20 protein-coding genes are annotated in these 20,484 nt (G+C 73.0%); 11 read left to right on the plus strand and 9 right to left on the minus strand.

Annotation, left to right across the window (positions count from 1 at the left end):
- Nucleotides 1–4: 4 nt before the first annotated feature.
- Genes ABZY13_RS21440 through ABZY13_RS21450 form a run of 3 tightly spaced genes read right to left on the minus strand, consistent with a single transcriptional unit; the run spans nucleotide 5 to nucleotide 2,483 of the window.
- Complete coding sequence (locus ABZY13_RS21440; RefSeq protein WP_356633036.1) at nucleotides 5–808, minus strand: amino acid ABC transporter ATP-binding protein; 804 nt, start codon at nucleotides 806–808, stop codon at nucleotides 5–7.
- Nucleotides 805–1,641 carry an amino acid ABC transporter permease gene (locus tag ABZY13_RS21445; protein WP_356633038.1) on the minus strand — a complete coding sequence of 279 codons (837 nt, stop codon included), beginning with the start codon at nucleotides 1,639–1,641 and terminating at the stop codon, nucleotides 805–807. The genes ABZY13_RS21440 and ABZY13_RS21445 overlap by 4 nt, the downstream gene beginning before the upstream one ends.
- Nucleotides 1,638–2,483: a transporter substrate-binding domain-containing protein gene (locus ABZY13_RS21450; RefSeq protein WP_356633040.1), complete on the minus strand. Its 846-nt coding sequence runs from the start codon at nucleotides 2,481–2,483 to the stop codon at nucleotides 1,638–1,640. The genes ABZY13_RS21445 and ABZY13_RS21450 overlap by 4 nt, the downstream gene beginning before the upstream one ends.
- A gap of 182 nt (nucleotides 2,484–2,665) precedes the next feature.
- Between ABZY13_RS21450 and ABZY13_RS21455 the strand changes: the two genes are divergently transcribed.
- The 5 genes from ABZY13_RS21455 (at nucleotide 2,666) to thpD (ending at nucleotide 7,201) form a co-directional block, all read left to right on the plus strand.
- Nucleotides 2,666–3,712 (plus strand): aminotransferase class V-fold PLP-dependent enzyme, encoded by a 1,047-nt coding sequence (locus ABZY13_RS21455; RefSeq protein ID WP_356633042.1) that lies wholly within the window; start codon nucleotides 2,666–2,668, stop codon nucleotides 3,710–3,712.
- Nucleotides 3,713–4,076: 364 nt separating this feature from the next.
- Nucleotides 4,077–4,595: a diaminobutyrate acetyltransferase gene (gene ectA / locus ABZY13_RS21460; RefSeq protein WP_356633044.1), complete on the plus strand. Its 519-nt coding sequence runs from the start codon at nucleotides 4,077–4,079 to the stop codon at nucleotides 4,593–4,595.
- Nucleotides 4,596–4,608: 13 nt separating this feature from the next.
- A complete protein-coding gene (gene ectB / locus ABZY13_RS21465; RefSeq protein ID WP_356633046.1) occupies nucleotides 4,609–5,880 on the plus strand; it encodes a diaminobutyrate--2-oxoglutarate transaminase in 1,272 nt (423 codons plus the stop codon).
- A 20-nt stretch (nucleotides 5,881–5,900) separates the two neighbouring features.
- Nucleotides 5,901–6,305: an ectoine synthase gene (locus tag ABZY13_RS21470; protein ID WP_356633048.1), complete on the plus strand. Its 405-nt coding sequence runs from the start codon at nucleotides 5,901–5,903 to the stop codon at nucleotides 6,303–6,305.
- Between the two features lie 8 nt (nucleotides 6,306–6,313).
- Complete coding sequence (gene thpD / locus ABZY13_RS21475) at nucleotides 6,314–7,201, plus strand: ectoine hydroxylase (RefSeq protein ID WP_356633114.1); 888 nt, start codon at nucleotides 6,314–6,316, stop codon at nucleotides 7,199–7,201.
- A gap of 325 nt (nucleotides 7,202–7,526) precedes the next feature.
- Here thpD and ABZY13_RS21480 read toward each other — a convergent pair whose 3' ends face one another.
- The 4 genes from ABZY13_RS21480 to ABZY13_RS21495 form a co-directional block, all read right to left on the minus strand.
- On the minus strand, nucleotides 7,527–8,582 hold the full coding sequence (locus ABZY13_RS21480; RefSeq protein WP_356633050.1) for an aminotransferase class V-fold PLP-dependent enzyme: 1,056 nt from the start codon (nucleotides 8,580–8,582) through the stop codon (nucleotides 7,527–7,529).
- Nucleotides 8,583–8,681: 99 nt separating this feature from the next.
- Complete coding sequence (locus ABZY13_RS21485; protein ID WP_356633052.1) at nucleotides 8,682–9,401, minus strand: DsbA family oxidoreductase; 720 nt, start codon at nucleotides 9,399–9,401, stop codon at nucleotides 8,682–8,684.
- A gap of 99 nt (nucleotides 9,402–9,500) precedes the next feature.
- Nucleotides 9,501–10,112, minus strand: a complete 612-nt coding sequence (locus ABZY13_RS21490; RefSeq protein ID WP_356633054.1) for a DUF1349 domain-containing protein — start codon at nucleotides 10,110–10,112, stop codon at nucleotides 9,501–9,503.
- 202 nt (nucleotides 10,113–10,314) lie between these two features.
- Nucleotides 10,315–11,844, minus strand: a complete 1,530-nt coding sequence (locus ABZY13_RS21495) for an aldehyde dehydrogenase (NADP(+)) (RefSeq protein ID WP_356633056.1) — start codon at nucleotides 11,842–11,844, stop codon at nucleotides 10,315–10,317.
- 129 nt (nucleotides 11,845–11,973) lie between these two features.
- Between ABZY13_RS21495 and ABZY13_RS21500 the strand changes: the two genes are divergently transcribed.
- The 4 genes from ABZY13_RS21500 to ABZY13_RS21515 all read left to right on the plus strand — a co-directional run bounded on the left by ABZY13_RS21500 (nucleotide 11,974) and on the right by ABZY13_RS21515 (nucleotide 15,967).
- Entirely contained in the window at nucleotides 11,974–12,747 is a 774-nt protein-coding gene (locus ABZY13_RS21500) for an IclR family transcriptional regulator (RefSeq protein ID WP_356633058.1), read from the plus strand.
- A 159-nt stretch (nucleotides 12,748–12,906) separates the two neighbouring features.
- A complete protein-coding gene (locus tag ABZY13_RS21505) occupies nucleotides 12,907–13,959 on the plus strand; it encodes a hypothetical protein (protein ID WP_356633060.1) in 1,053 nt (350 codons plus the stop codon).
- A gap of 47 nt (nucleotides 13,960–14,006) precedes the next feature.
- Nucleotides 14,007–15,305, plus strand: coding sequence for a histidine kinase (locus ABZY13_RS21510; protein ID WP_356633062.1), 1,299 nt, complete (start codon nucleotides 14,007–14,009; stop codon nucleotides 15,303–15,305).
- Nucleotides 15,302–15,967 (plus strand): response regulator transcription factor, encoded by a 666-nt coding sequence (locus ABZY13_RS21515; protein ID WP_356633064.1) that lies wholly within the window; start codon nucleotides 15,302–15,304, stop codon nucleotides 15,965–15,967. Before ABZY13_RS21510 ends, ABZY13_RS21515 begins: the two co-directional genes overlap by 4 nt.
- Before the next feature lie 93 nt (nucleotides 15,968–16,060).
- Here the strand turns inward: ABZY13_RS21515 and ABZY13_RS21520 are convergent, their stop codons facing one another.
- The gene (locus ABZY13_RS21520) at nucleotides 16,061–17,518 is read right to left on the minus strand and encodes an NCS2 family permease (RefSeq protein ID WP_356633066.1); all 1,458 of its coding nucleotides are present in this window, start codon (nucleotides 17,516–17,518) and stop codon (nucleotides 16,061–16,063) included.
- Between the two features lie 256 nt (nucleotides 17,519–17,774).
- On the opposite strand from ABZY13_RS21520, the gene ABZY13_RS21525 reads away from it, so the two are divergent.
- Both ABZY13_RS21525 and ABZY13_RS21530 read left to right on the plus strand, forming a co-directional pair.
- Nucleotides 17,775–18,338 carry a SigE family RNA polymerase sigma factor gene (locus ABZY13_RS21525; RefSeq protein WP_356633068.1) on the plus strand — a complete coding sequence of 188 codons (564 nt, stop codon included), beginning with the start codon at nucleotides 17,775–17,777 and terminating at the stop codon, nucleotides 18,336–18,338.
- Complete coding sequence (locus ABZY13_RS21530; RefSeq protein WP_356633070.1) at nucleotides 18,335–19,246, plus strand: hypothetical protein; 912 nt, start codon at nucleotides 18,335–18,337, stop codon at nucleotides 19,244–19,246. Before ABZY13_RS21525 ends, ABZY13_RS21530 begins: the two co-directional genes overlap by 4 nt.
- An 82-nt stretch (nucleotides 19,247–19,328) precedes the next feature.
- Here ABZY13_RS21530 and ABZY13_RS21535 read toward each other — a convergent pair whose 3' ends face one another.
- Nucleotides 19,329–20,483: a dienelactone hydrolase family protein gene (locus tag ABZY13_RS21535; RefSeq protein ID WP_356633072.1), complete on the minus strand. Its 1,155-nt coding sequence runs from the start codon at nucleotides 20,481–20,483 to the stop codon at nucleotides 19,329–19,331.
- Nucleotide 20,484: the final 1 nt, after the last annotated feature.

A 20,484-nucleotide genomic window follows, 5' to 3' on the forward strand; every position in this document is an offset into this window, starting at 1 on the left:
CACCTTAGTGAGGGGGCCCGCCCCGGCCGCCCACCTGGTCGGACTTCTCCTCCTCCACCTCCGCCATCGCCGGGTCGAGGAGGCGCGAGAGAAAGTGGCGGGTGCGTTCGTGGCGGGGGGCGGTGACGACCTGCTCCGGGGCGCCGTGCTCGACGACGACGCCGCCGTCCATGAAGACGACCCGGTCGGCGACCTCGCGGGCGAAGGTCATCTCGTGCGTGACGACCATCATCGTCATGCCGTCCCGCGCGAGCATCCGCATCACCGCCAGGACGTCGCCGACCAGTTCCGGGTCGAGCGCCGAGGTCGGCTCGTCGAACAGCATCACCTCGGGTCCCATCGCCAGGGCGCGGGCGATGGCGACGCGCTGCTGCTGGCCGCCGGAGAGGGAGGCGGGGTGGGCGTCCGCCTTCTCGGCGAGGCCGACCCGCTCCAGGTTCTCGGCGGCGACCCTGGCGGCCGTCGCCCTGTCCCGGCGCAGCACCCGGCGCTGCGGCAGGGTGAGGTTCTCGGTGACGGTGAGGTGCGGGAACAGGTTGAACTGCTGGAAGACCATGCCGATGCGGCGTCGTACGGCGTCGATGTCGACGTCCGGGTCGGTGACCTCGGTGCCGCCGACGACGACCCGGCCCCGGCTCGGTTCCTCCAGCAGGTTGACGCAGCGCAGCAGGGTCGACTTGCCCGAGCCGGAGGGGCCGATGACGCAGACGACCTCGCCCTGGCCGATCTGCAGGTCGATGCCGCGCAGGACGTGGTTGTCGCCGAACGACTTGTGCAGGTCGTGGATCTCGATTTCCGGTCGGCTCATTTCACGGCCTCCTGGGCCCTGGCCTCCATGCGGCGCACGACGAGGCCGAGCGGGATCGTGACCAGCAGGTAGCACAGGCCGGCGACGAGGATCGGCGTGGAGTTGGCGGTGGTGCTGGCCAGGTCGCGGCCGTACTTGGACAGCTCCCGCTCCTCCAGGGTGACGCCGAGGAACAGCACCAGCGAGGAGTCCTTGAAGAGCAGGACCAGTTCGTTGGTGAGCGGCGGGAGGATGATCCGGAACGCCTGCGGCAGGATGATCGAGACCATGGCCCTGCCGGGTGAGAACCCCAGGGAGCGGGCCGCCTCCATCTGGCCCTTGGGGACGGCCTGGATGCCCGCGCGGATCGTCTCGGCCATGTAGGCGGCGGCCACCAGGCCGAGCGCGAGGGCGACCTTGCCGTAGGTGCCGCCGACGATCTCGGTGCCCGGGAAGGCCAGCGGGACGGCCACGCCGATGAAGATGAAGATCAACAGGGCGGGCAGGCCGCGGAAGATCTCGATGTAGATCCCGGCCAGCCAGCGGTAGGGGCCCACGGAAGACAGCCGCATCAGCGCGATGACCATGCCGAGCACCAGCCCGACGGCGAAGCCGGTGACGGTGAAGAGCACGGTGTTCTTGAGCGCCAGCGTGATGACGTCCGGGAACATCTGCCGCGCGATGTCCTCCTGCGCGAACTGGTTCCGCAGCCGGTCCCAGTCGGCCGAGACCGCGAAGGCGATCACGGCCGCGACGAACACCACGTACTGGAGCCCGCGCGACAGGCTCCGCTTCTGCCTCCTGGACAGCCCCTTGCGCCGCGGCTGGACCTCGGCCTTGGCGACGCCGCTCATGAGGCGGAGGGCGACGCGGCCGACTCCTCGTACGGGCCGATCCACTTCTCGTACAGCTTCTTGTACGTGCCGTCGGACCGGGCCTCGGCGAGGGCCTTGTTGATGGCCTCGCGCAGCGCGTTGTTGCCCTTCTTGACGGTGAAGCCGTACTGCTCGCCGGTGTTGATGTTGTCTGCGACCTCGAAGGCGTCGGCGTTGGCCTCGTCCTTCAGCCAGCCCTGGACGACCGGGTAGTCGATGACGACCGCCTCGACCTGCCCGGTGCGCAGCCCGTTGAGGACGGCGTCGGAGGACTCGAAGGAGACCGGGTCGAGGCCCTGGCCCTTGGCGTGGTCCTCACCGGTGGTCTGCGCCTGCGCGCCCACCTTCCGCCCCTTGAGGTCCGCGAAGGAGGCGATGCCGCTGTCCTTGTCGGCGAGGACCGCCTGGGTCGCCTCGAAGTAGGGGTCGGAGAAGTCGACGTTCTTCTTGCGCTCCTCGGTGATGGTCATGCCGGCGGCGGCCAGGTCGCACTGGCCGGAGTTGAGGAACGCGCCGGTCTTGAAGTTCTCGAACGGGGTGTCGAGGATCTCCTGCGTCACGCCGAGGTCCTCGGCGACCAGGTCGATCAGGGCCACGTCGAAGCCCTGCACCTTGCCGTCGATCTCCGACTGGAACGGCGGATACGGCAAATGGGTGCAGGTCGTCAGCTTCCCGGCCTTGACCAGGCTCACCCCGCCGGCGGCCGTCTCACCGCCGCCGCCCCCGTCGTCGCTGGACGTGCAGCCGGCCACGAGCACCAGCCCGGCCGTAGCGGTGACGGCGGCCAGGGCCCGGACCCGGCGTCCGAGGAGCGTGTTCACGGGGACCTCCTGTGGGGAGACGTGGGGAGCATGCAAGGATTGCGGGATTTGGTGGCGTTTTGCGCCATTTTCCCGTACGGGCCGGAGAACGGGCGCGGTGGCCGCCGGTTACGCTCGTCCGAGTCGATCCGGACCGCGCACGGACAGGCGCGGACAGCGAAGAGAGCGAAGAGAGCACCGCCGTGACCCACCCCTTCCTCGACCTGCCCCCGCTGACCGCCGCGCGCTTCGCGTCGATCGAGGAGCGGGTGGCCCGGCTGCTCTCTACCCGGCAGGACGTGGTGATCATGCAGGGCGAGGCGCTCTTGCCGCTGGAGGGGGCCATCCGCGCCGCCGCGGGTCCCGGCACGACGGCACTGAACGTGATCACGGGGCCGTACGGGACGACGTTCGGCAACTGGCTGCGGGACTGCGGGGCGACGGTGCACGACCTGGCGGTGCCGTTCCACACGGCCGTCACGGCCGAGGACGTCCGGCGGGCCTTCGCCGAGCACCCGGAGACCGACTTCGTGTCGCTGGTGCACGCGGAGGCGGCGACCGGCAACACCAACCCGGTCGCGGAGATCGGCGAGGCGGTGCGGGAGCAGGGGGCGCTGTTCTACCTGGACGCGGTCGCCTCGGTCGGCGCGGAGCCGGTGCTGCCGGACGCGTGGGGCGTGGACCTGTGCGTGATCGGGGCGCAGAAGGCGATGGGCGGCCCGGCGGGCGTGTCGGCGGTTTCGGTGAGCGAGCGGGCCTGGGCCCGGATGGCGGCGAACCCCCGCGCGCCGCGGCGCTCGTACCTGTCGCTGCTGGACTGGAAGGAGCGCTGGATCGACGCCGGCCGCGGCGCGCTGCCGCACGCGCCGGCGCAGCTGGAGATGCTGGCGCTGGAGGCGTGCCTGGAGCGCATCGAGGAGGCCGGGCTCGAGACGGTGATGGCACGGCACGCCTCCGCCGCGGCGGACACCCGGGCCGGGGCGGCGGCGCTGGGCCTGGCGCCGTACGTGCACGACGCGACCCAGGCGGCGCCCGTGGCGACGACCCTGCGGACACCGCCCGGCGTCGACGCCTCGGAGCTGGTGGCGCGGGCCCTCACGGCCGACGCCTCGCTGCCGCTGGCGGCGGGCGGCGGCGCGCTGGCGAAGGAGATGATCCGGGTCAACCACTACGGGCCGGACGCGACGCGGGAGGCCGTGCGGACGTCGCTGGACGCCCTCGGAACGGCGCTCACGGAAATGCGGCACTGATTCGCCCGGCCTGCCGGGATTCTGCGGCAGCCTTATCGGCGGCCCAATTCCCGGCATTCTTTCCCCGTATTCCATACCCATTACCCGAAGCAGCTTCCCGTCTTCTTCTGCCCGATTCACCCGACCCTAAACGCGAAGATTTCGCGAACGCCGAGTGGCGTAATCCGGGCGGGTGCCGCAGGGGTTACACGGGTGTGACGCGTTACACAACGCGCCCGTTTCACACCATTCCTCCCGGTCAAACCGCCCCATAAGGCATGGTGCTCGCGTGGCCGTACGCGCCCGCGTGATAACACACGCGACGGCCCCACGTAAGACCTGACGGCCATGCAATTTTCAATTTCGCTCGCTAAATTCAATTCGCATGACTGCCGCACCAGCAGACCTGCACATCGACCGACCGGCGGTGACGGACGGGGCCGCGATCTGGCGCATGGCCAAGGAATCCGGGACCCTCGACCTGAACTCGTCGTACAGCTATCTGCTCTGGTGCCGGGACTTCGCCGGCACCTCGGCGGTGGCCCGGGACGCCGGGGGCGAGCCGATCGGGTTCGTCACCGGATATCTGCGGCCGGACCGTCCCGGGACCCTGCTCGTGTGGCAGGTGGCCGTCGACGCCGCGCACCGCGGCCGGGGGCTGGCCGCCCGGCTGCTCGACGGGCTCACCGCCCGGGTCGCCGCCGAGCACGGCGGCCTGACCCGTGTCGAGACCACCATCACGCCGGGCAACACCGCCTCCGAGCGGCTGTTCACCTCCTACGCCGAGCGCCACGGAGCGCGCGTCGAGCGCGAGGTGCTGTTCGACGCCGGACAGTTCCCGGACGGCCCGCACGACCCCGAGGTGCTCTACCGCATCGGCCCGCTGACCCACCTGTCGCATTGAGGAGCGAATCGTCGTGACCATCACCCAGCCCGACCTCAGCGTCTTCGAGACCCTGGAGTCCGAGGTGCGCAGCTACTGCCGCGGCTGGCCCACCGTCTTCGACCGCGCGCGCGGCAGCCGCATGTACGACGAGGACGGCCACGAGTACCTCGACTTCTTCGCCGGAGCGGGCTCGCTCAACTACGGGCACAACAACCCGGTGCTCAAACGGGCCCTGCTCGACTATCTGGAGCGGGACGGCGTCACCCACGGCCTCGACATGTCGACCACGGCCAAGCGCGCCTTCCTGCAGACCTTCCAGGACCTGGTGCTGCGCCCCCGCGACCTGCCGTACAAGGTCATGTTCCCGGGCCCGACCGGCACCAACGCGGTCGAGTCCGCGCTGAAGCTGGCCCGGAAGGTCAAGGGCCGCGAGGCCATCGTGTCCTTCACCAACGCCTTCCACGGCATGTCGCTCGGCTCGCTCGCGGTGACCGGCAACGCCTTCAAGCGGGCCGGCGCGGGCATTCCGCTGGTGCACGGCACGCCGATGCCGTTCGACAACTACTTTGACGGCAAGGTGCCGGACTTCCTGTGGTTCGAGCGGCTGCTGGAGGACCAGGGCTCGGGGCTGAACAAGCCCGCCGCCGTGATCGTGGAGACCGTGCAGGGCGAGGGCGGCATCAACGTCGCCCGACCCGAGTGGCTGCGGGCGCTGGCGGACCTGTGCGCGCGCCAGGACATGCTGCTGATCGTGGACGACATCCAGATGGGCTGCGGACGCACCGGCGCGTTCTTCTCCTTCGAGGAGGCCGGCGTCGTCCCCGACATCGTCACCGTGTCCAAGTCGATCAGCGGCTACGGGCTGCCGATGTCGCTGTGCCTGTTCAAGCCGGAACTGGACGTGTGGGAGCCGGGCGAGCACAACGGCACCTTCCGCGGCAACAACCCCGCGTTCGTCACGGCCACCGCGGCGCTGGAGATGTACTGGACCGACGGCTCGGCCATGGAGAAGCAGACCCGGGCGCGCGGCGAGCAGATCGAGCAGCACCTGATCTCGATCACCGAGGAGAACCTCGCCGACGTCAAGGAGTACCGGGGCCGCGGGCTGGTGTGGGGCATCGAGTTCCACGAGAAGGCGCGGGCCGAGCGGATCGCCCGGCGCGCCTTCGAACTGGGGCTGCTCATCGAGACGTCCGGTCCCGAGAGCGAGGTCGTCAAGCTGCTGCCCGCGCTGACCATCACCCCCGACGAGCTGGACGAGGGCCTGCGCGTCCTGGCCCGCGCCGTCCGGGAAACCATCTAGCCAGGAGGCATCGCACCACCGTGATCGTCCGTTCCTTCAAGGAGCTCGAGGGCACCGACCGGCATGTGAAGTCCGCGTCCGGCACCTGGGAGAGCAAGCGCATCGTCCTCGCCCGGGAGAGGGTCGGCTTCTCCCTGCACGAGACCGTCCTGTACGCGGGCACCGAGACGTCCATGTGGTACGCGAACCACGTCGAGGCCGTCGTCTGCGTCGAGGGCGAGGCCGAACTGACCGACCACGAGACCGGGCGGACGTACACCATCACGCCCGGGACCATGTACCTCCTCGACGGCCACGAGCGGCACACGCTCAGGGTCCTGGAGGACTTCCGCTGCATCTGCGTGTTCAACCCGCCCGTCACGGGACGGGAGGACCACGACGAGAACGGCGTCTATCCCCTGCTCACCGAACCGGAGGAGGTGTGACCGTCTCCATGACCACCGTCACCGATCTCTACCCGACCCGCGGCACGGCCGAGGTGTCCGTCCCCCGCCAGGACCCCGTCGTCTGGGGCTCCCCCGACACCCCGGGCCCGATCGCCGAGGCCGACCTGCGGGCGTACGAGCGCGACGGCTTCCTCGCCGTCGACCGGCTCATCGAGGACGACGAGGTCGCCGTCTACCGCCGGGAGCTGGAGCGGCTGGTGGCCGACCCGGCGATCCGGGCCGACGAGCGGTCGATCGTCGAGCCGAAGTCGAAGGAGATCCGGTCCGTCTTCGAGGTGCACCGGATCAGCGAGGTGTTCGCCGCGCTGGTGCGCGACGAGCGCGTGGTCGGCCGGGCCCGGCAGATCCTCGGTTCGGACGTGTACGTCCACCAGTCGCGGATCAACGTCAAGCCGGGCTTCGGGGCCAGCGGCTTCTACTGGCACTCCGACTTCGAGACCTGGCACGCCGAGGACGGCCTCCCGAACATGCGCACGGTGTCCGTCTCGATCGCGCTGACCGAGAACTACGACACCAACGGCGGCCTGATGATCATGCCGGGGTCGCACCGGACGTTCCTCGGCTGCGCGGGGGCCACGCCGAAGGACAACTACAAGAAGTCGCTGCAGATGCAGGACGCGGGCACGCCGTCGGACGAGGCCCTGACCCGGATGGCGTCCGAGTACGGCATCCGGCTGTTCACCGGCAGGGCCGGGTCGGCGACGTGGTTCGACTGCAACTGCATGCACGGGTCCGGCGACAACATCACGCCGTTCCCGCGCAGCAACGTCTTCATCGTCTTCAACAGCGTGGAGAACGCGGCGGAGGAGCCGTTCGCGGCGCCGGTGCGGCGGCCGGAGTTCATCGGGGCGCGGGACTTCACGCCGGTGCGCTGAGCCGAGCCCGGCCGGGGGCACGGGGGTCGCCCCCCGGAGAACACCGCATCGGGACGCTGGACTTCACGCCGGTGCGCTGAGCCGAGCCCGGCCGGGGGCACGGGGGTCGCCCCCCGGAGAACACCGCATCGGGACGCGGGACTTCACGCCGGTGCGCTGAGCCGAGCCCGGCCGGGGGCACGGGGGTCGCCCCCCGGAGAACACCGCATCGGGGCGCGGGACTTCACGCCGGTGCGGTGAAGGCCGACGCGCTGAACCTCGGTTCGGTGAACGCCGGTCGAGGGCGGTGCCGGAGCGGGCCGGCGCCGCCCTTCGGCGTGCGCGTTCAGCCGGAGAGCGCGTCCAGCAGCCGGTCGACGTCCGCGGGCGTGTTGTAGAGGTGGAAGGACGCGCGCAGGTTGCCCGCGCGGTCGGAGACCTCGATGCCGGCGCGCTCCAGCTCCGGCTGCCGGGCGCCGAGCCCCGGCACCGAGACGATCGCGGAGCCGGGCGCGGGCAGGGCCTCGTGGCCCAGGCCGAGCAGCCCGTCCCGGAACCGGTCGGCGAGGGCCGTGTCGTGGTCGTGGACGGCGTCGACGCCGCCGAGTTCCTCGATCAGTTCCAGGGAGCTGCGCAGCCCGGCGTAGGTGAACAGGGCCGGGGGCAGGTCGAACCGGCGGGCGGAGTCGGCGAGCCGGGTGACGGGGCCGTAGCAGCTGTCGAAGGGGACCTCGCCCGCGACCCAGCCGGCGAGCACCGGGGTCAGTCCGCCGAAGTCCTCCGGGACGGTGAGGAAGGCGGCGCCGTGCGGGCCGAGCAGCCACTTGTAGGAGACGCAGGCGGTGAAGTCGTAGGCGCCGGCGTCCATCGGCAGCCAGCCGGCGGACTGGGAGAAGTCGACGTAGGTACGGGCCCCGTGCTCCCGGGCCGCCTCGCGCAGGGCGGCCAGGTCGGCGATCCGCCCGTCGGCGGACTGGGCCGCGCTGACCGCGACCAGCGCGGTGCCGGGGCGGACGGACTCCGCGATGCGCTCCAGCGTCACCGCACGGACCTTGAGATCGCCGCGGACGTGGAAGGCGTTGAGCACGGAGCTGAAGTCGTCCTCGGCAGTGAGGACTTCGGCCCCGGCGGGCAGCGACGCGGCGACGACGCCGGTGTACGCGGCGACCGAGGACCCGGCCGCCACCCGGGTGACGGGAACTCCGGCGAGCCGGGCGTAGGCGGCCCGGCAGGTCTCCACGTCATCGTGCAGGCCGGTCAGGGGCCGGCCCTCGGCCCGGGTCAGCACCGCCTCATTGAGGGCGGCGACCGTACGGGCGGGCAGCAGGCCGTTGCTGGCGGTGTTGAGGAACGTGCGCTTCGGGGCGAACTCGGCGCGGACGAGGGTCTCGAAGGTCTCCATGGCCACCACTGTGGGCCCGGACGACCTCCCCGTCCATTGCCTTTCTCTGCATCGTTCCTGCAAGCATCGCTTATACGACGCCCCTGACCTGCGTGTTCGTCAGCGCTGCGGCACCGCGCACCCGTCGGGCCCGCACGCCTCGGCCGCGGAGTCCCCCGCGTCGACCAGCGTCAGCGGCGACCGCTCGTCCCACGCCCGGGCGAGGGCCTGCGCGAAGACCTCGGCGGGCTGGGCGCCGGAGACGCCGTACTTGCGGTCGATGACGAAGAACGGCACGCCGTTCGCGCCGAGCGCCGCGGCCTCCCGCTCGTCGGCGCGGACCTGGTCGGCGTAGGCGTCCGGGTCGGCGAGGACCGCGCGGACGGCGCTCTCGTCGAGGCCCGCGACGACGGCGATCTCCACCAGCCGCTCGTCGTCGTTGAAGACGGACCGCTCCTCGGCGAAGTTGGCCTCGTACAACCGCTGGACCAGTTCGTCCTGGCGGCCGTGCTCCTTGGCGAGGTGCAGCAGCCGGTGCATGTCGAAGGTGCTGCCGTGGTCACGGCCGCGCGTGCGGTACGCGAGCCCCTCGGCGGCGGCCTGCGCGCCGAGGTTGTCCTCGCCCGCCCGGGCCTGCGCCTCGGTCATGCCGTACTTGCGGGCGAGCATGGTCAGCACCGGCTGGACGTCGTCCTTGGCGCGGTGCGGGTCGAGCTCGAAGGACCGGTGCACCACCTCGACGTCGTCCCGCGCGGGAAAGGCGGCGAGCGCCTTCTCGAAGCGGGCCTTGCCCACGTAGCACCACGGGCAGGCGATGTCGGTCCAGATTTCGACGCGCATGGAAAAGGGGCCCTCTCCGGATTCGTGCGAGCGCGGAGGGTGCCCTCCGCGGGTGCGTGAACGTTCAACCGGTCGGGTTCATTCCCTCGCCGCCGTCCCTCAGCTGCCGTCGCGCAGGTCCCGCGGCCCGCCGGACCGGAACTCCAGGTGGTCGAACGTCGCCCCGCACCCCTCGCCCACCGGCGACTGGACCAGGAAGCCGACCAGCGCCGCGCCCGTCTCCCGCTCGTCGCCCAGCGTGAACAGGCGCACGAAGGTCCACCGCTCGCCGTCCAGGGAGGCGTGGAAGGCGAAGGCGCGGCCGAGGCGGCTCACCCGGAGCCAGGCGCTGTCGCCCTCGACGGTGAAGGAGTTGGCGTCGTCGGAGTGGCCCCGGGTGACCACCGTGCAGACGGTGGGCACGTCCGGGGAGTACTCCAGGCACAGCTTCGCCCACGCCCGATCGCCCAGGTGGACGTAGAGCACCCCGGCGTCGAAGGCCCCGGCGAAACCGACGCTCACCCGCGCGATCAGCTGGAAGTCCCCCTCCGGGGGAGCGCCGAGCAGCCGGGGCGCGTCCGATTCCGGGTCGAGCGCCTCCCCCGTGGGCGGCACGAACCGGTCCTGCCGGGCGCCGGCCCGCCCGGCGAGCACACCGTCCGCGTAGGACCAGTGCCCGTCGGGCCCGTGGGCCCGCAGCGAGAACGGCAGTTCGGGAAGTGTCAGCTCCATGCCCTGATCATCCCAGCCCGGGGCCAACGCCGTAAGGGGCGCGGGGAACCGCCCGACCAGCCACCCACCACCGGCGCCCGGCAGCCCACCGCACCATCGAGAAGCGGCGCGGGGAACCGCCCGACCAGCCACCCGCGACCCGCACCCGGCAGCCCACCGCACCCTCACGGCGCGGCCCGCTGTCGACGCCCCCGGCGGAGCGCTACCGCTCCAGCCGCCCGTTGAAGCGCCGCGGCAGCCCCAGCGGGTTGTCGTCGCGCAGCTCGGGCGGGAGCAGGGCCTCGGGGGCGTTCTGGTAGGCCACCGGGCGCAGCCAGCGTTCGATGGCCGTGCCGCCGACGGACGTCGACGTGGACGTCGTCGCCGGGTACGGGCCGCCGTGGTGCTGGGCCGGGGCGACGGCGACGCCCGTGGGCCAGCCGTTGACCAGGACGCGGCCGGCCAGCGGGGTCAGCTCGGCGAGGAGTTCCGCCCCGCGGCCCTCGCCCGCCGCCTCCTGCTCCGACAGGTGCACGGTCGCCGTGAGGTTGCCCGGCAGCCGGGAGAGCACGCCGCGGACCTCGTCCTCGCCGTCGTAGCGGGCGACGACGGTGACCGGGCCGAAGCACTCCTCCAGGAGCAGGTCGTGCTCGCCCTCGGCGGTGAGGCGGTCCGCCGGGACGGTGAGGAAGCCGGCGCTGACCGCGTGCTCGTCGGCGGGGCCGGGCGTGACCGGGGCCTCGACGTCGGGCAGGGTGGTGCGCTCGGCGACGCCGGCGACGAAGTTGTCCCGCATCCGGTGGTCCAGCAGCACGCCGGCCCCGGCGTCGGCGACCGCGTCCGTCAGGGACTTCAGCAGCCGGTCGCCGGCCTCGCCGGACGGCGCGAGCACCAGTCCCGGCTTGACGCAGAACTGGCCGACGCCGAGCGTCATGGACCCGGCGAGCCCCACGCCGATCGCCTCGGCGCGCTCGGCGGCGGCGGCCTCGGTGACGACGACGGGGTTCAGGGAGCCCAGCTCGCCGTGGAAGGGGATCGGGACCGGACGGGCGGCGGCGGCGTCGAACAGGGCGCGTCCGCCGCGCACCGAACCGGTGAAGCCGGCGGCGGCGACCAGCGGGTGCTTCACCAGCTCCACGCCGGCCTCGAAGCCGTGGACGAGGCCGACGACACCGGCCGGGACGCCGTGCTCGGCGGCGGCCTCCCGCAGCACTCCGGCGACCTGCTCGGACAGGGCCGGGTGGTCGGGGTGGGCCTTGACGACGACCGGGCAGCCGGCGGCGAGGGCGCTGGCGGTGTCGCCGCCGGCGACCGAGAAGGCGAAGGGGAAGTTCGACGCCGAGTAGACGGCGACGACGCCGAGCGGCACCTTGTAGCGGCGCAGGTCGGGGATGGGCGGGGTGGCGGTGTCGTCGGGGTGGTTGATCACCACGTCGAGGAAGGCGCCCTCGTCGACGATGTCCGCGAAGGCCCGCAGCTGGAAGCAGGTGCGGGCGAGTTCCCCGGTCAGCCGGACGGTGCCGAGCGCGGTCTCCGCGTCGGCGGTCGCGACCAGGCGCTCCTTGTCCGCCTCCAGCCGGTCTGCGGCGGTGCGCAGGAAGGCTCCGCGCACGGTGCGGTCGCCCAGGGCGCCGCGGGCGTCGTGCGCCGCGCGGACCGCGGCGTCCACCTCCTGGGCCGTGGCCTCCACCGCAACCTGTTCGCGCTGCTTCCCGGTTCGGGGGTCGACACTCCAGACTGGTGCTGCTGCCACCGCGGGTTCCTCCACATGTATTGCGCAGTGCGTCCGTCATCCACCAGGGCGTTCGATATACTGAACGCTGTCTCTGATGGTGAATATGATGCGGAGACTATTTGCCGTGCAACGAAGGGGTCAAGGGCGATGTCGGCAGGCGAGACAGGCGGCGGAGCGCAGGTCAAGTCCGCGGTGCGGACCGTTGAATTGCTCGAGTACTTCGCCGGACGCCCCGGTATGCACTCCCTCGCGGCCGTCCAGGAGGCGGTCGGCTACCCCAAGTCCAGCCTCTACATGCTGCTGCGCACGCTGGTGGAGCTGGGCTGGGTGGAGACCGACGCCACCGGCACGCGGTACGGCATCGGCGTGCGGGCGCTGCTGGTCGGCACCTCGTACATCGACGGCGACGAGGTGGTGGCGGTGGCCCGGCCGACGCTGGACCGGCTGTCGGACGACACCACGGAGACGATCCACCTCGCCCGGCTCGACGGCACGAACGTCGTCTATCTGGCCACCCGCCAGTCCCAGCACTATCTGCGCCCCTTCACCCGGGTCGGCCGCCGGCTGCCCGCGCACTCCACGTCGCTGGGCAAGGCGCTGCTGAGCACGTACACGGACGAGCAGGTCCGCAAGATGCTGCCCGAGTCGCTGCCCGCGCTGACCGAGAACACCATCACCGACCGGGAGAAGCTCATCGAGGAACTGCACCTGGTGCGTGAGCAGGGGTACGCCGTCGACCGCGAGGAGAACACGCTCGGGCTCCGCTGCTTCGGCGTGGCGATCCCGTACCGCACGCCGGCCCGTGACGCGATCAGCTGTTCGATCCCGGTGGCCCGGCTGACGCCCGCCCACGAGCAGATGGTGAAGGACGCGCTGTTCGACGCGCGGGACCGGCTGACGCTGGCGACGCGCAGGCTCTGAGGCCCGTGGCCCGCCGACCCTTTGGCGGCGGCAGGCGCGCCGCACGGCGCCCGGCCGGGTCGGGGTCGAGTGCCTCTCCCCCGCCCGGCGGAGGAGGGCGGGGGAAGATCGTCGTACGGCAGGACGCGGCAGGTCGCGGCGGCGCGGGAGGGTGGGCGCATGACACGGACAGCCGCCCTCCGAAGCCCCGCCGGCCCCGGCCCCGTACCTTCCCCTCCCCACCCCTCCGTCTCCCGGCCGCGGCGGATCCTGCGGGCCGTCGCCATCGCCTCGTGCCTGCCCTATCTCGCCCTCAAGGCCGCCTGGGTCGCCGGGAGCCGGATCGGCATCCCGGACGGCAGCGAGCTGCTGGAGCACCGGGTTCCCATGGCCGTCGCCAACGGCGTGACGATCCTCATGGACAGCGCGGTCGTCCTGCTCGCGCTGCTGCTCACCCGGCCGTGGGGGCGCGCGGTGCCGGCCTGGCGGCTCGCCGTCCCGGTGTGGACGGCGACCGGGCTGCTCGCTCCGATCATGGCCGGATTCCCCGCGTTCGTGGTGGCGGACCTGCTCGGCGGCAGCGGCAGCGGGGAGGCCGCCGGGGACGAGCCCTTCCTCGACGGATGGGTCTTCTCCGTGGTCTACACCGGGTTCATCGTGCAGGGCGTCGCCCTCGGCGCGCTGTTCGTGCTCTACGCCCGCGACCGGTGGGGACGGCTGTGGCGGGGGCCGGTGGGGGATCCGCCGGGGCGGCGCGCCGGCACGGCCCAGCGGCCGGCCGCAGTCGTGGCCGCGCTGCTCGCCCTGCTGCCGCTCACCGTCCGTCTGCTGTGGGCCGGCGGCGGAACGGCCGGCCTGCCCGTCGGGCGGATCACCGGCCGCGGCAGCGACTTCCACGTCCTGGAGGTCCTGGCCGTCCTCTTCCTGGCCGGGGCCGTGACGGGCGCCCTGCTGCTCGCCTTCCGCCGCCCGCCCACGCTGCCCGCGGCCGTGCCGCTCGCCCTGGTCTGGGCCGGCTCGGCCACCCTGGTCTGCTGGACCGGGTGGACCTGGCTGACGCCTCTCGTCGGGAGCGGGGACATGGCCGAGCGGCCGAGCCCCCTGATGCATCTCACCTACGGCGGCCAGGTGACGACCGGCCTCCTGGCGGCCGCCGTCTGCGTCGGCTTCTTGAGGGAGCGGTCCGGGCAAGGGGAGCGGTCCGCGGAACGCGGCCGGGAACACACGGGGTGAGGGACGTTCCACGGCCCCTGCCTCGCCGGCGGGCGGGGGCGTCCCGCATGACCGGCCCGACCGGCCCGACCGGCGCGACTGGTCTGACTGGTCTGAGCGGTTTTCGGAAGGCCCTGTTCGGGCGGTGGGTGCATCTGGTCCTCGGCGGCGCGCTCGCCATGCCGTACGTGTTCGTCGCTTCGGTCGTCGTCGGTCCGGTGCTCGGCTCGCGGTACCTGTTCGGCGACCCCTACGTGCAACTGGCCTCGTTCGCCGTCGCGTTGCCGCTGGCCGCCGTCACCTCGCTGTTCCCGCCGACCCGTCCGCTGGAGGCCGCCGCCGTCCGGGCGCTGTGCGGTGTCGACGCCGACGCCCTCGCGCACACCCCGGCCCGGACGCGGGCGGCCAAGCGGCGTACGGCGGCGTGGTTCACGCTGCACCTGGGGCTCGGCGGCGTCCTGTCGGGGATGACGCTGGCGGTACCGCCGTTCGCCGCCGTGCTGATGGTGCTGCCCGTCGCCGGTGTCCTGTTCGACACCAGGCTGGGGCTGCCCCGGGTCTTCGAGCACGCCTGGGCCCTGGCGCTCGCGCCGGTCGCGGGCGTCGCGACGCTGCTCGCGCTCACGGGCTGCGCGGCCGGCGCCGGGGCGCTGCTGGCCCGCTGGGCGCCCGCGCTGCTCGGGCCGACCCCCGCCGACCGGCTCGCGGCGGCCGAGGAGCGCGCCGCCGACCTGGCCCTGCGCAACAGGATCGCCCGGGAGCTGCACGACTCCGTCGGCCACGCCCTCAGCGCGGTCACCCTCCAGGCCGGCGCCGCCCGCCGGGTCCTGGACAGCGACCCGGGGTTCGTCCGCGAGGCCCTCGCCGCGATCGAGGACACCACCCGGCGCACGGTGAGCGAACTGGACGCCGTGCTGGGCGTGCTGCGCGACGGCGACGCCCCGGGCACCGCGCCCGCCCCGGCCCTCGCCGCCGACCTGGACGGCCTGCTGCGCCGCACCCGCGCGGGCGGCCTGGAAGTGACCGCCGACGTCGCCGTGGACCCCGCCTCGCTGCCGCCGCTGCTGTCCCGCGAGGCGTACCGCATCGTGCAGGAAGGACTGACCAACGCCCTGCGGCACGGCGGGGAACGGGCGACCGTCGCCCTGCGCATCGCCGAGGCCGGCGGCCACCTGGAGATCACCGTCCGCAACCCGCTGCGCGCCGGCCCCTCCCCCGCCCGCCCCGGCGGCGGTCACGGCCTCGACGGCATCGCCGACCGCGCCCGGCTGCTGGGCGGCACCGCACGGGCGGGCCCGGACTCCGGAGCCTGGCTGCTCCACGTACGACTGCCGACGGACCGCACCCGAGGAAGAGGAACCCCATGAGCACCCCGCCCGCCCCCGTACGCGTCGTCGTCGCCGACGACGAGCGCATGGTCCGCACCGCACTGCGCGCGATCCTGTCCGCCGAGCCGGACCTGGAGGTGGCCGGCGAGGCGGCGACCGGGGCCGAGGCCGTGTCCGTCGTGCGCGAGGCGCGGCCGGACGTGGTGCTGATGGACGTCCGCATGCCGGAGGTCGACGGCATCCGGGCCACCGAGCAGATCCTCGCCACGCTGGACGCGCCGCCCCGCGTGGTCGTCGTGACGACCTTCGAGAACGACTCGTACGTGTACGACGCACTGCGCGCCGGCGCCGCCGGGTTCCTGCTGAAGCGGTCGGACGCGGACGCCCTGGTGCAGGCCGTACGGCTGGTCGCCCGCACCGACACCCTGCTGTTCCCGTCGGCGGTGCGGGCGCTGGCCGTGGAGCACGGGCGCGGACGCGGCACGCCGCCGCCCTGGGTGGCCCGGCTCACCGTCAGGGAGGGAGAGGTCCTGCGGCACATGGCGGCCGGCCTGACCAACGCGGAGATCGCCCGGCGCCTGGAGGTCGGCCCCGCCACGGTGAAGTCGCACGTGGCGGCCGTCCTGGCGAAGACCGGCGCCCGGGACCGCACGCAGGCGGTGATCGCGGCGTACGAGGCCGGCTTCCTGACGGTCTCCTGACGGTCCCGGCCACGTCCCTGGGCCCGCGGGGGAGGGGCGGCGGCGCCCCGCGAGCGGGCGCCGCCGCCCCTCCCCCGCCGCCTCCCCGCGCCGTCAGTGCACGCCGAGCAGCTGCTCGACCGGGTCGATGGCGAAGTAGACCAGGAACAGCGCCGAGGTCCCCCACAGCAGCCAGTGGACCTGCTTGGCCTTGCCGAGCACGGTCTGGATGACGACGTAGGCCAGGAAGCCGGCGCCGATGCCGTTGGTGATGGAGTAGGTGAACGGCATGACGGCGATGGTCAGGAACGCCGGGACGGCGATCTCGTAGCGGTCCCAGTCGATGTGCTTGACCTGGGTCATCATCAGGAAGCCGACGGCGACCAGCGCGGGGGCCGCCGCCTGGAGCGGGACGATCGTGAGCAGCGGGGTCAGGAACAGGGCGAGCGCGAACAGGCCGCCGGTGACCAGGTTGGAGAAGCCGGTGCGCGAGCCCTCGCCGACGCCGGCCGCCGACTCGATGTAGGAGGTGGCGGAGGACGACGAGGCGGCGCCGCCCGCGACGGCCGCGGCGCCGTCGATGAGCAGCACCCGGCCGAGGTTCGGGACCTTGCCGTCCTCGTCGAGCAGCCCGGCCTCCGCGCTGATGCCCACGACGGTGCCCATGGTGTCGAAGAAGTCCGACAGGATCAGTGTGAAGATCAGCAGGACGACGGTGACGACGCCGACCTCGGGCGCGCCGAACGCGCCGAACAGGCTGAAGTCGCCGATCAGCCCGAAGTCGGGGGCGTCCACGATCCGGTCGGGCCACTCGGGCGTGGTCAGGCCCCAGGTCTTCACGTCGGCGAGCGAGTTGACGACCAGGGCGACGACGGTCATGACGGCGATGCTGATCAGGATCGCGCCCTTGACCCGGCGGGCGAGCAGTCCGACGGTCAGCAGCACGCCGAGGCAGAAGACCAGGATCGGCCAGCCGGTGAGGGTGCCGGTGCCGCCCAGCTGGACCGGCACGGTGGTGTTCGCGGCGTCCGGGATGCGGCTGACGAAACCGGCGTCGACGAAGCCGATGAAGGCGATGAACAGGCCGATGCCGACGCTGATCGCCTGCTTGAGCGGTTGCGGGATGGCGTGCATGACGGCCTCGCGCAGCCCGGTCACCACCAGCACGCAGATCAGCAGCCCCTCCAGCACGACCAGGCCCATGGCGTCGTCCCAGCTCATCAGCGGGGCGATCTGGAAGGCGACGACGGCGTTGAGGCCGAGTCCGGCGGCCAGGGCGAGCGGCAGGTTGCCGCCGACGCCCATGACGATCGTCATCACCGCGGCGACCAGGGCGGTGGCGGTGGTGAGCTGGACGGGGTCGAGCTGCTCGCCGAACTTGTCCTCGGCGCTGCCGAGGATGAGGGGGTTCAGGACGAGGATGTAGGCCATGGTGAAGAAGGTGGCGAGGCCGCCGCGTATCTCCCGGCCGACGGTGGAGCCCCGTTCGGATATCCGGAAGAACCGGTCGACGGCGTTCCCCGCGGGTGGCGGGGCGGCCGGCCGGCCGGCCGCCTTCTGCGCTTCGGACATGGCGCACTCTCCTCGTTGTGCTCGATGGGTGATCCGCGACCCGTGATCCGTGACCCGTGACCCGTGACCCGGTGCGGATGATGGCTGGATTGTTCCTCCGCCGGACAGGGTTCAGGTTTTCTCCGTGTTACGGAAGGGGAGTTCGAGGGGTCATACGCCGTTCGAATCACCGCACGGAACGCTGGTACAGTTCCCGATCTCACCCCCGGCGCACGGTTGTTCGATGCCGGGACACCGCTGCGAGGAGTAACCGCCCGTGGGCACAGTCGTCGACGACGCCGCCTCCGTGGAGTTCCATGCCTTCTTCGAGCGCCACCACGCCGAACTGGCCCGCCTCGCCCATCTGCTGACGGGCGAGGCCGACGCCGCCGACGACCTGGCGGCCGACGCGCTGCTCGCGCTGTGGCACCGCTGGGACCGGGTGCGCGCGGCCGACCATCCGGTGGCGTACGCGCGGGGCGTGGTCGCCAACCTGGCGCGCACCCGGATCCGCAGCGCGGTCCGCGAACGGCGCCGGATCGCGCTGTTCTGGTCGCGCGAGGAGAAGGTCGAGGATCCGGACGTGGCCGGCGCGGTCGACGTGCAGACGGCGCTGCGCCGGCTGCCGTTCCGCAAGCGCGCCTGCGTGGTGCTGCGCCACGCCTTCGACCTGTCCGAGAAGGACACCGCGCTCGCCCTGGGCGTCTCGGTGGGTACGGTGAAGAGCCAGACCTCCAAGGGAATGGCCGAGCTGCAACGCCTGCTCGGCGTACAGGGAGCTCCGCAGAAGATGCGTGTGGCGATGACGCGCACCCGCCAGGCCGCAGGAAGGGATCGATGATCATGCAGCGGGACGTGCACGACGAGCTGCGCGCCCGGCTGCACGAGGCGGCCGAGGCGCACCGGCCCGACCGCGCGCGCATGCTGGCCAGGATCGAGCGCGGCATGGCGGAGGACTCCGTCCGCGGCGGCGAGCACCGGGCCAGGAGGCCGCGGGCGTTCGGCTGGCTGCGGGTCGCGGGCGCGACGGCGGCGGTCGCCGGCGTGCTGGCGGTCGGCGGGTACGCGGTGGCGTCCGCGGTGAAGGACGAGGCCCCGCAGCAGGGCACGGTCGCGGCCACCGGGTCGCCCACGCCGTCGCCGGACGCGACGAGCCGGCCGCCCTCCCTCCCGGTCGATCCCTCGCCGAGCGCCACGCCCGAAGGGCGCGCGGAGTCCGGTTCGCCTCCGCCGAGCAGCGCACCGCCGTCGAAGGCCGCGCCGGCCCCGCTGGACCCGGACGCCGGCGTCGAGGACGGGCCCCTGTGGTCGGACGGCTCGGTGGACCCGCACAGCAACGAGTTCTGGGCGCAGTCCAACGTCACCCTGAAGACCGGCGAGGAACTGACCGGGCTGACCGTGCAGTTGCGCATCGCGCAAACCGGCGGGGTGGCCTCGACCGGCGCCTGGCGCTCGCTGCCCGAGGCCGACTTCGACGTGACGGTGACCGAGCGGGACGGCTTCCTCGTCTACACCTGGGTGCTCAAGGAGGGCCGTACGGTCCCGGCGGGCGAGTGGGTCTTCGCGGGGCAGTACGACCATGAGCGCGGCGGCCGGGACGCGGGCGACGACACCTACGCGGCGGCGGCACGCGGCACGTCCGGGCAGCTGGCGGTGGCGGGCGACTTCGCGCCGCGGGACGACCACCGCGGCAGCGCCGACGAGGGCTCCGACAGCGGCTCCGAGGGCGACGGCGACGGCGACTCGTAGGGCGCGCGACGCCGGACGAAGAAATCGCCGGGCGCCCGGCGCACGCCGCCCCCGCCGGTGACGACCGGCGGGGGCGGCCCCGTCACACCACCCGGTCGAGCCAGCGGAACACCTCTTCCTGCATCGGCGCCGTGAAGACGTGCCCGAGGCCCGGCCAGACCTCCGTGCGCAGCCTGTCCTCCGCGTGCCGGGACCGCCACACCGCCCGCAGCCTCCCGTAGGCCGCGGCGACCCCCTCCGGGGTGAACAGGGTGTCCCGTTCGCCGTGGAGGAAGTACATCGGCCGCGGGGCGGCGATGCTCGCCACGTCGGGGATGTCGAGGTGGCGGGCGAGGCCGGGATGGAGCATGTAGTACGCCGACTGCCCGCGCAGGGTGTTGTTGCCGGGCACCATCATCTCCTTCAGGCCGGTCATCCAGCAGGCGCTCGCCGCCGCGGCCACCTGGTCGCTGAGCGCGGCCGTCTGCCAGGCGCGATAGCCCCCCATGGAGAATCCGGCGGCGGCGACCCGGCGGCCGTCCACCCGGTCCAGGCCGGCCAGGAAGCCGGCGGCGCGGGCGTCCTCGCGGGCCATGAGACCGGCGAGCGAGGAGCCGAGGTTGAAGAAGTTGGCGGCGAGCGCCTGCTGCTGCTCGTAGGTCACCGGGCCGCGGTCGCCCCAGCCGGGGGCGTCCAGGCACAGCACGACATAGCCGCGCCGGGCGAGTTCGTCGCCGACGAAGCGCCCGTCGAAGCAGCGGTCCGCCCAGGCCCGCGCCGAGGCCAGCCGGGTGTCGTCGTACCAGGGGCGGACCAGCTTCTCCTTGCCGATGTCGAACTTCGCGCCGTGGTCGTGCAGCAGGAGCACCGCGGGGAACGGCCCGCTGCCGTGCGGGGTGAGCAGGGCGCCGCGGACGCGTTCGTAGCGGGTGAGGGACACGGTCACCAGCTCGCGGGTGTACCCGTCGCCGTCGGCGCGCCCGCCGAACTCGGGGGCGTACGGCACCCGGTGCTGTCGGTCGACCAGGAGGTGCGCCTCGACCTCGGCGCGGGCGGCGCGGCGCCACGCCCCGAAGTCGCGCAGCGGGGAGGTTCCCCAGGCGAGCGGGAAGTCCAGCTCGTCCTTGAGGGCCCGGTGGAAGTCCGGCAGGTTGCCGCCGGCCCACTCGGCCGCCCCGGCGGTGGCTGGGGTGGCTGGGGTGGCTCCGGTGAGGAACGCCGCGGCGGCGGCGCCCGTCACCACGGTCCGCCGGCGCACG

This window comes from Streptomyces sp. NPDC006610, assembly GCF_040611575.1.
In the GTDB taxonomy this organism is placed as follows: Bacteria; Actinomycetota; Actinomycetes; order Streptomycetales; family Streptomycetaceae; genus Streptomyces.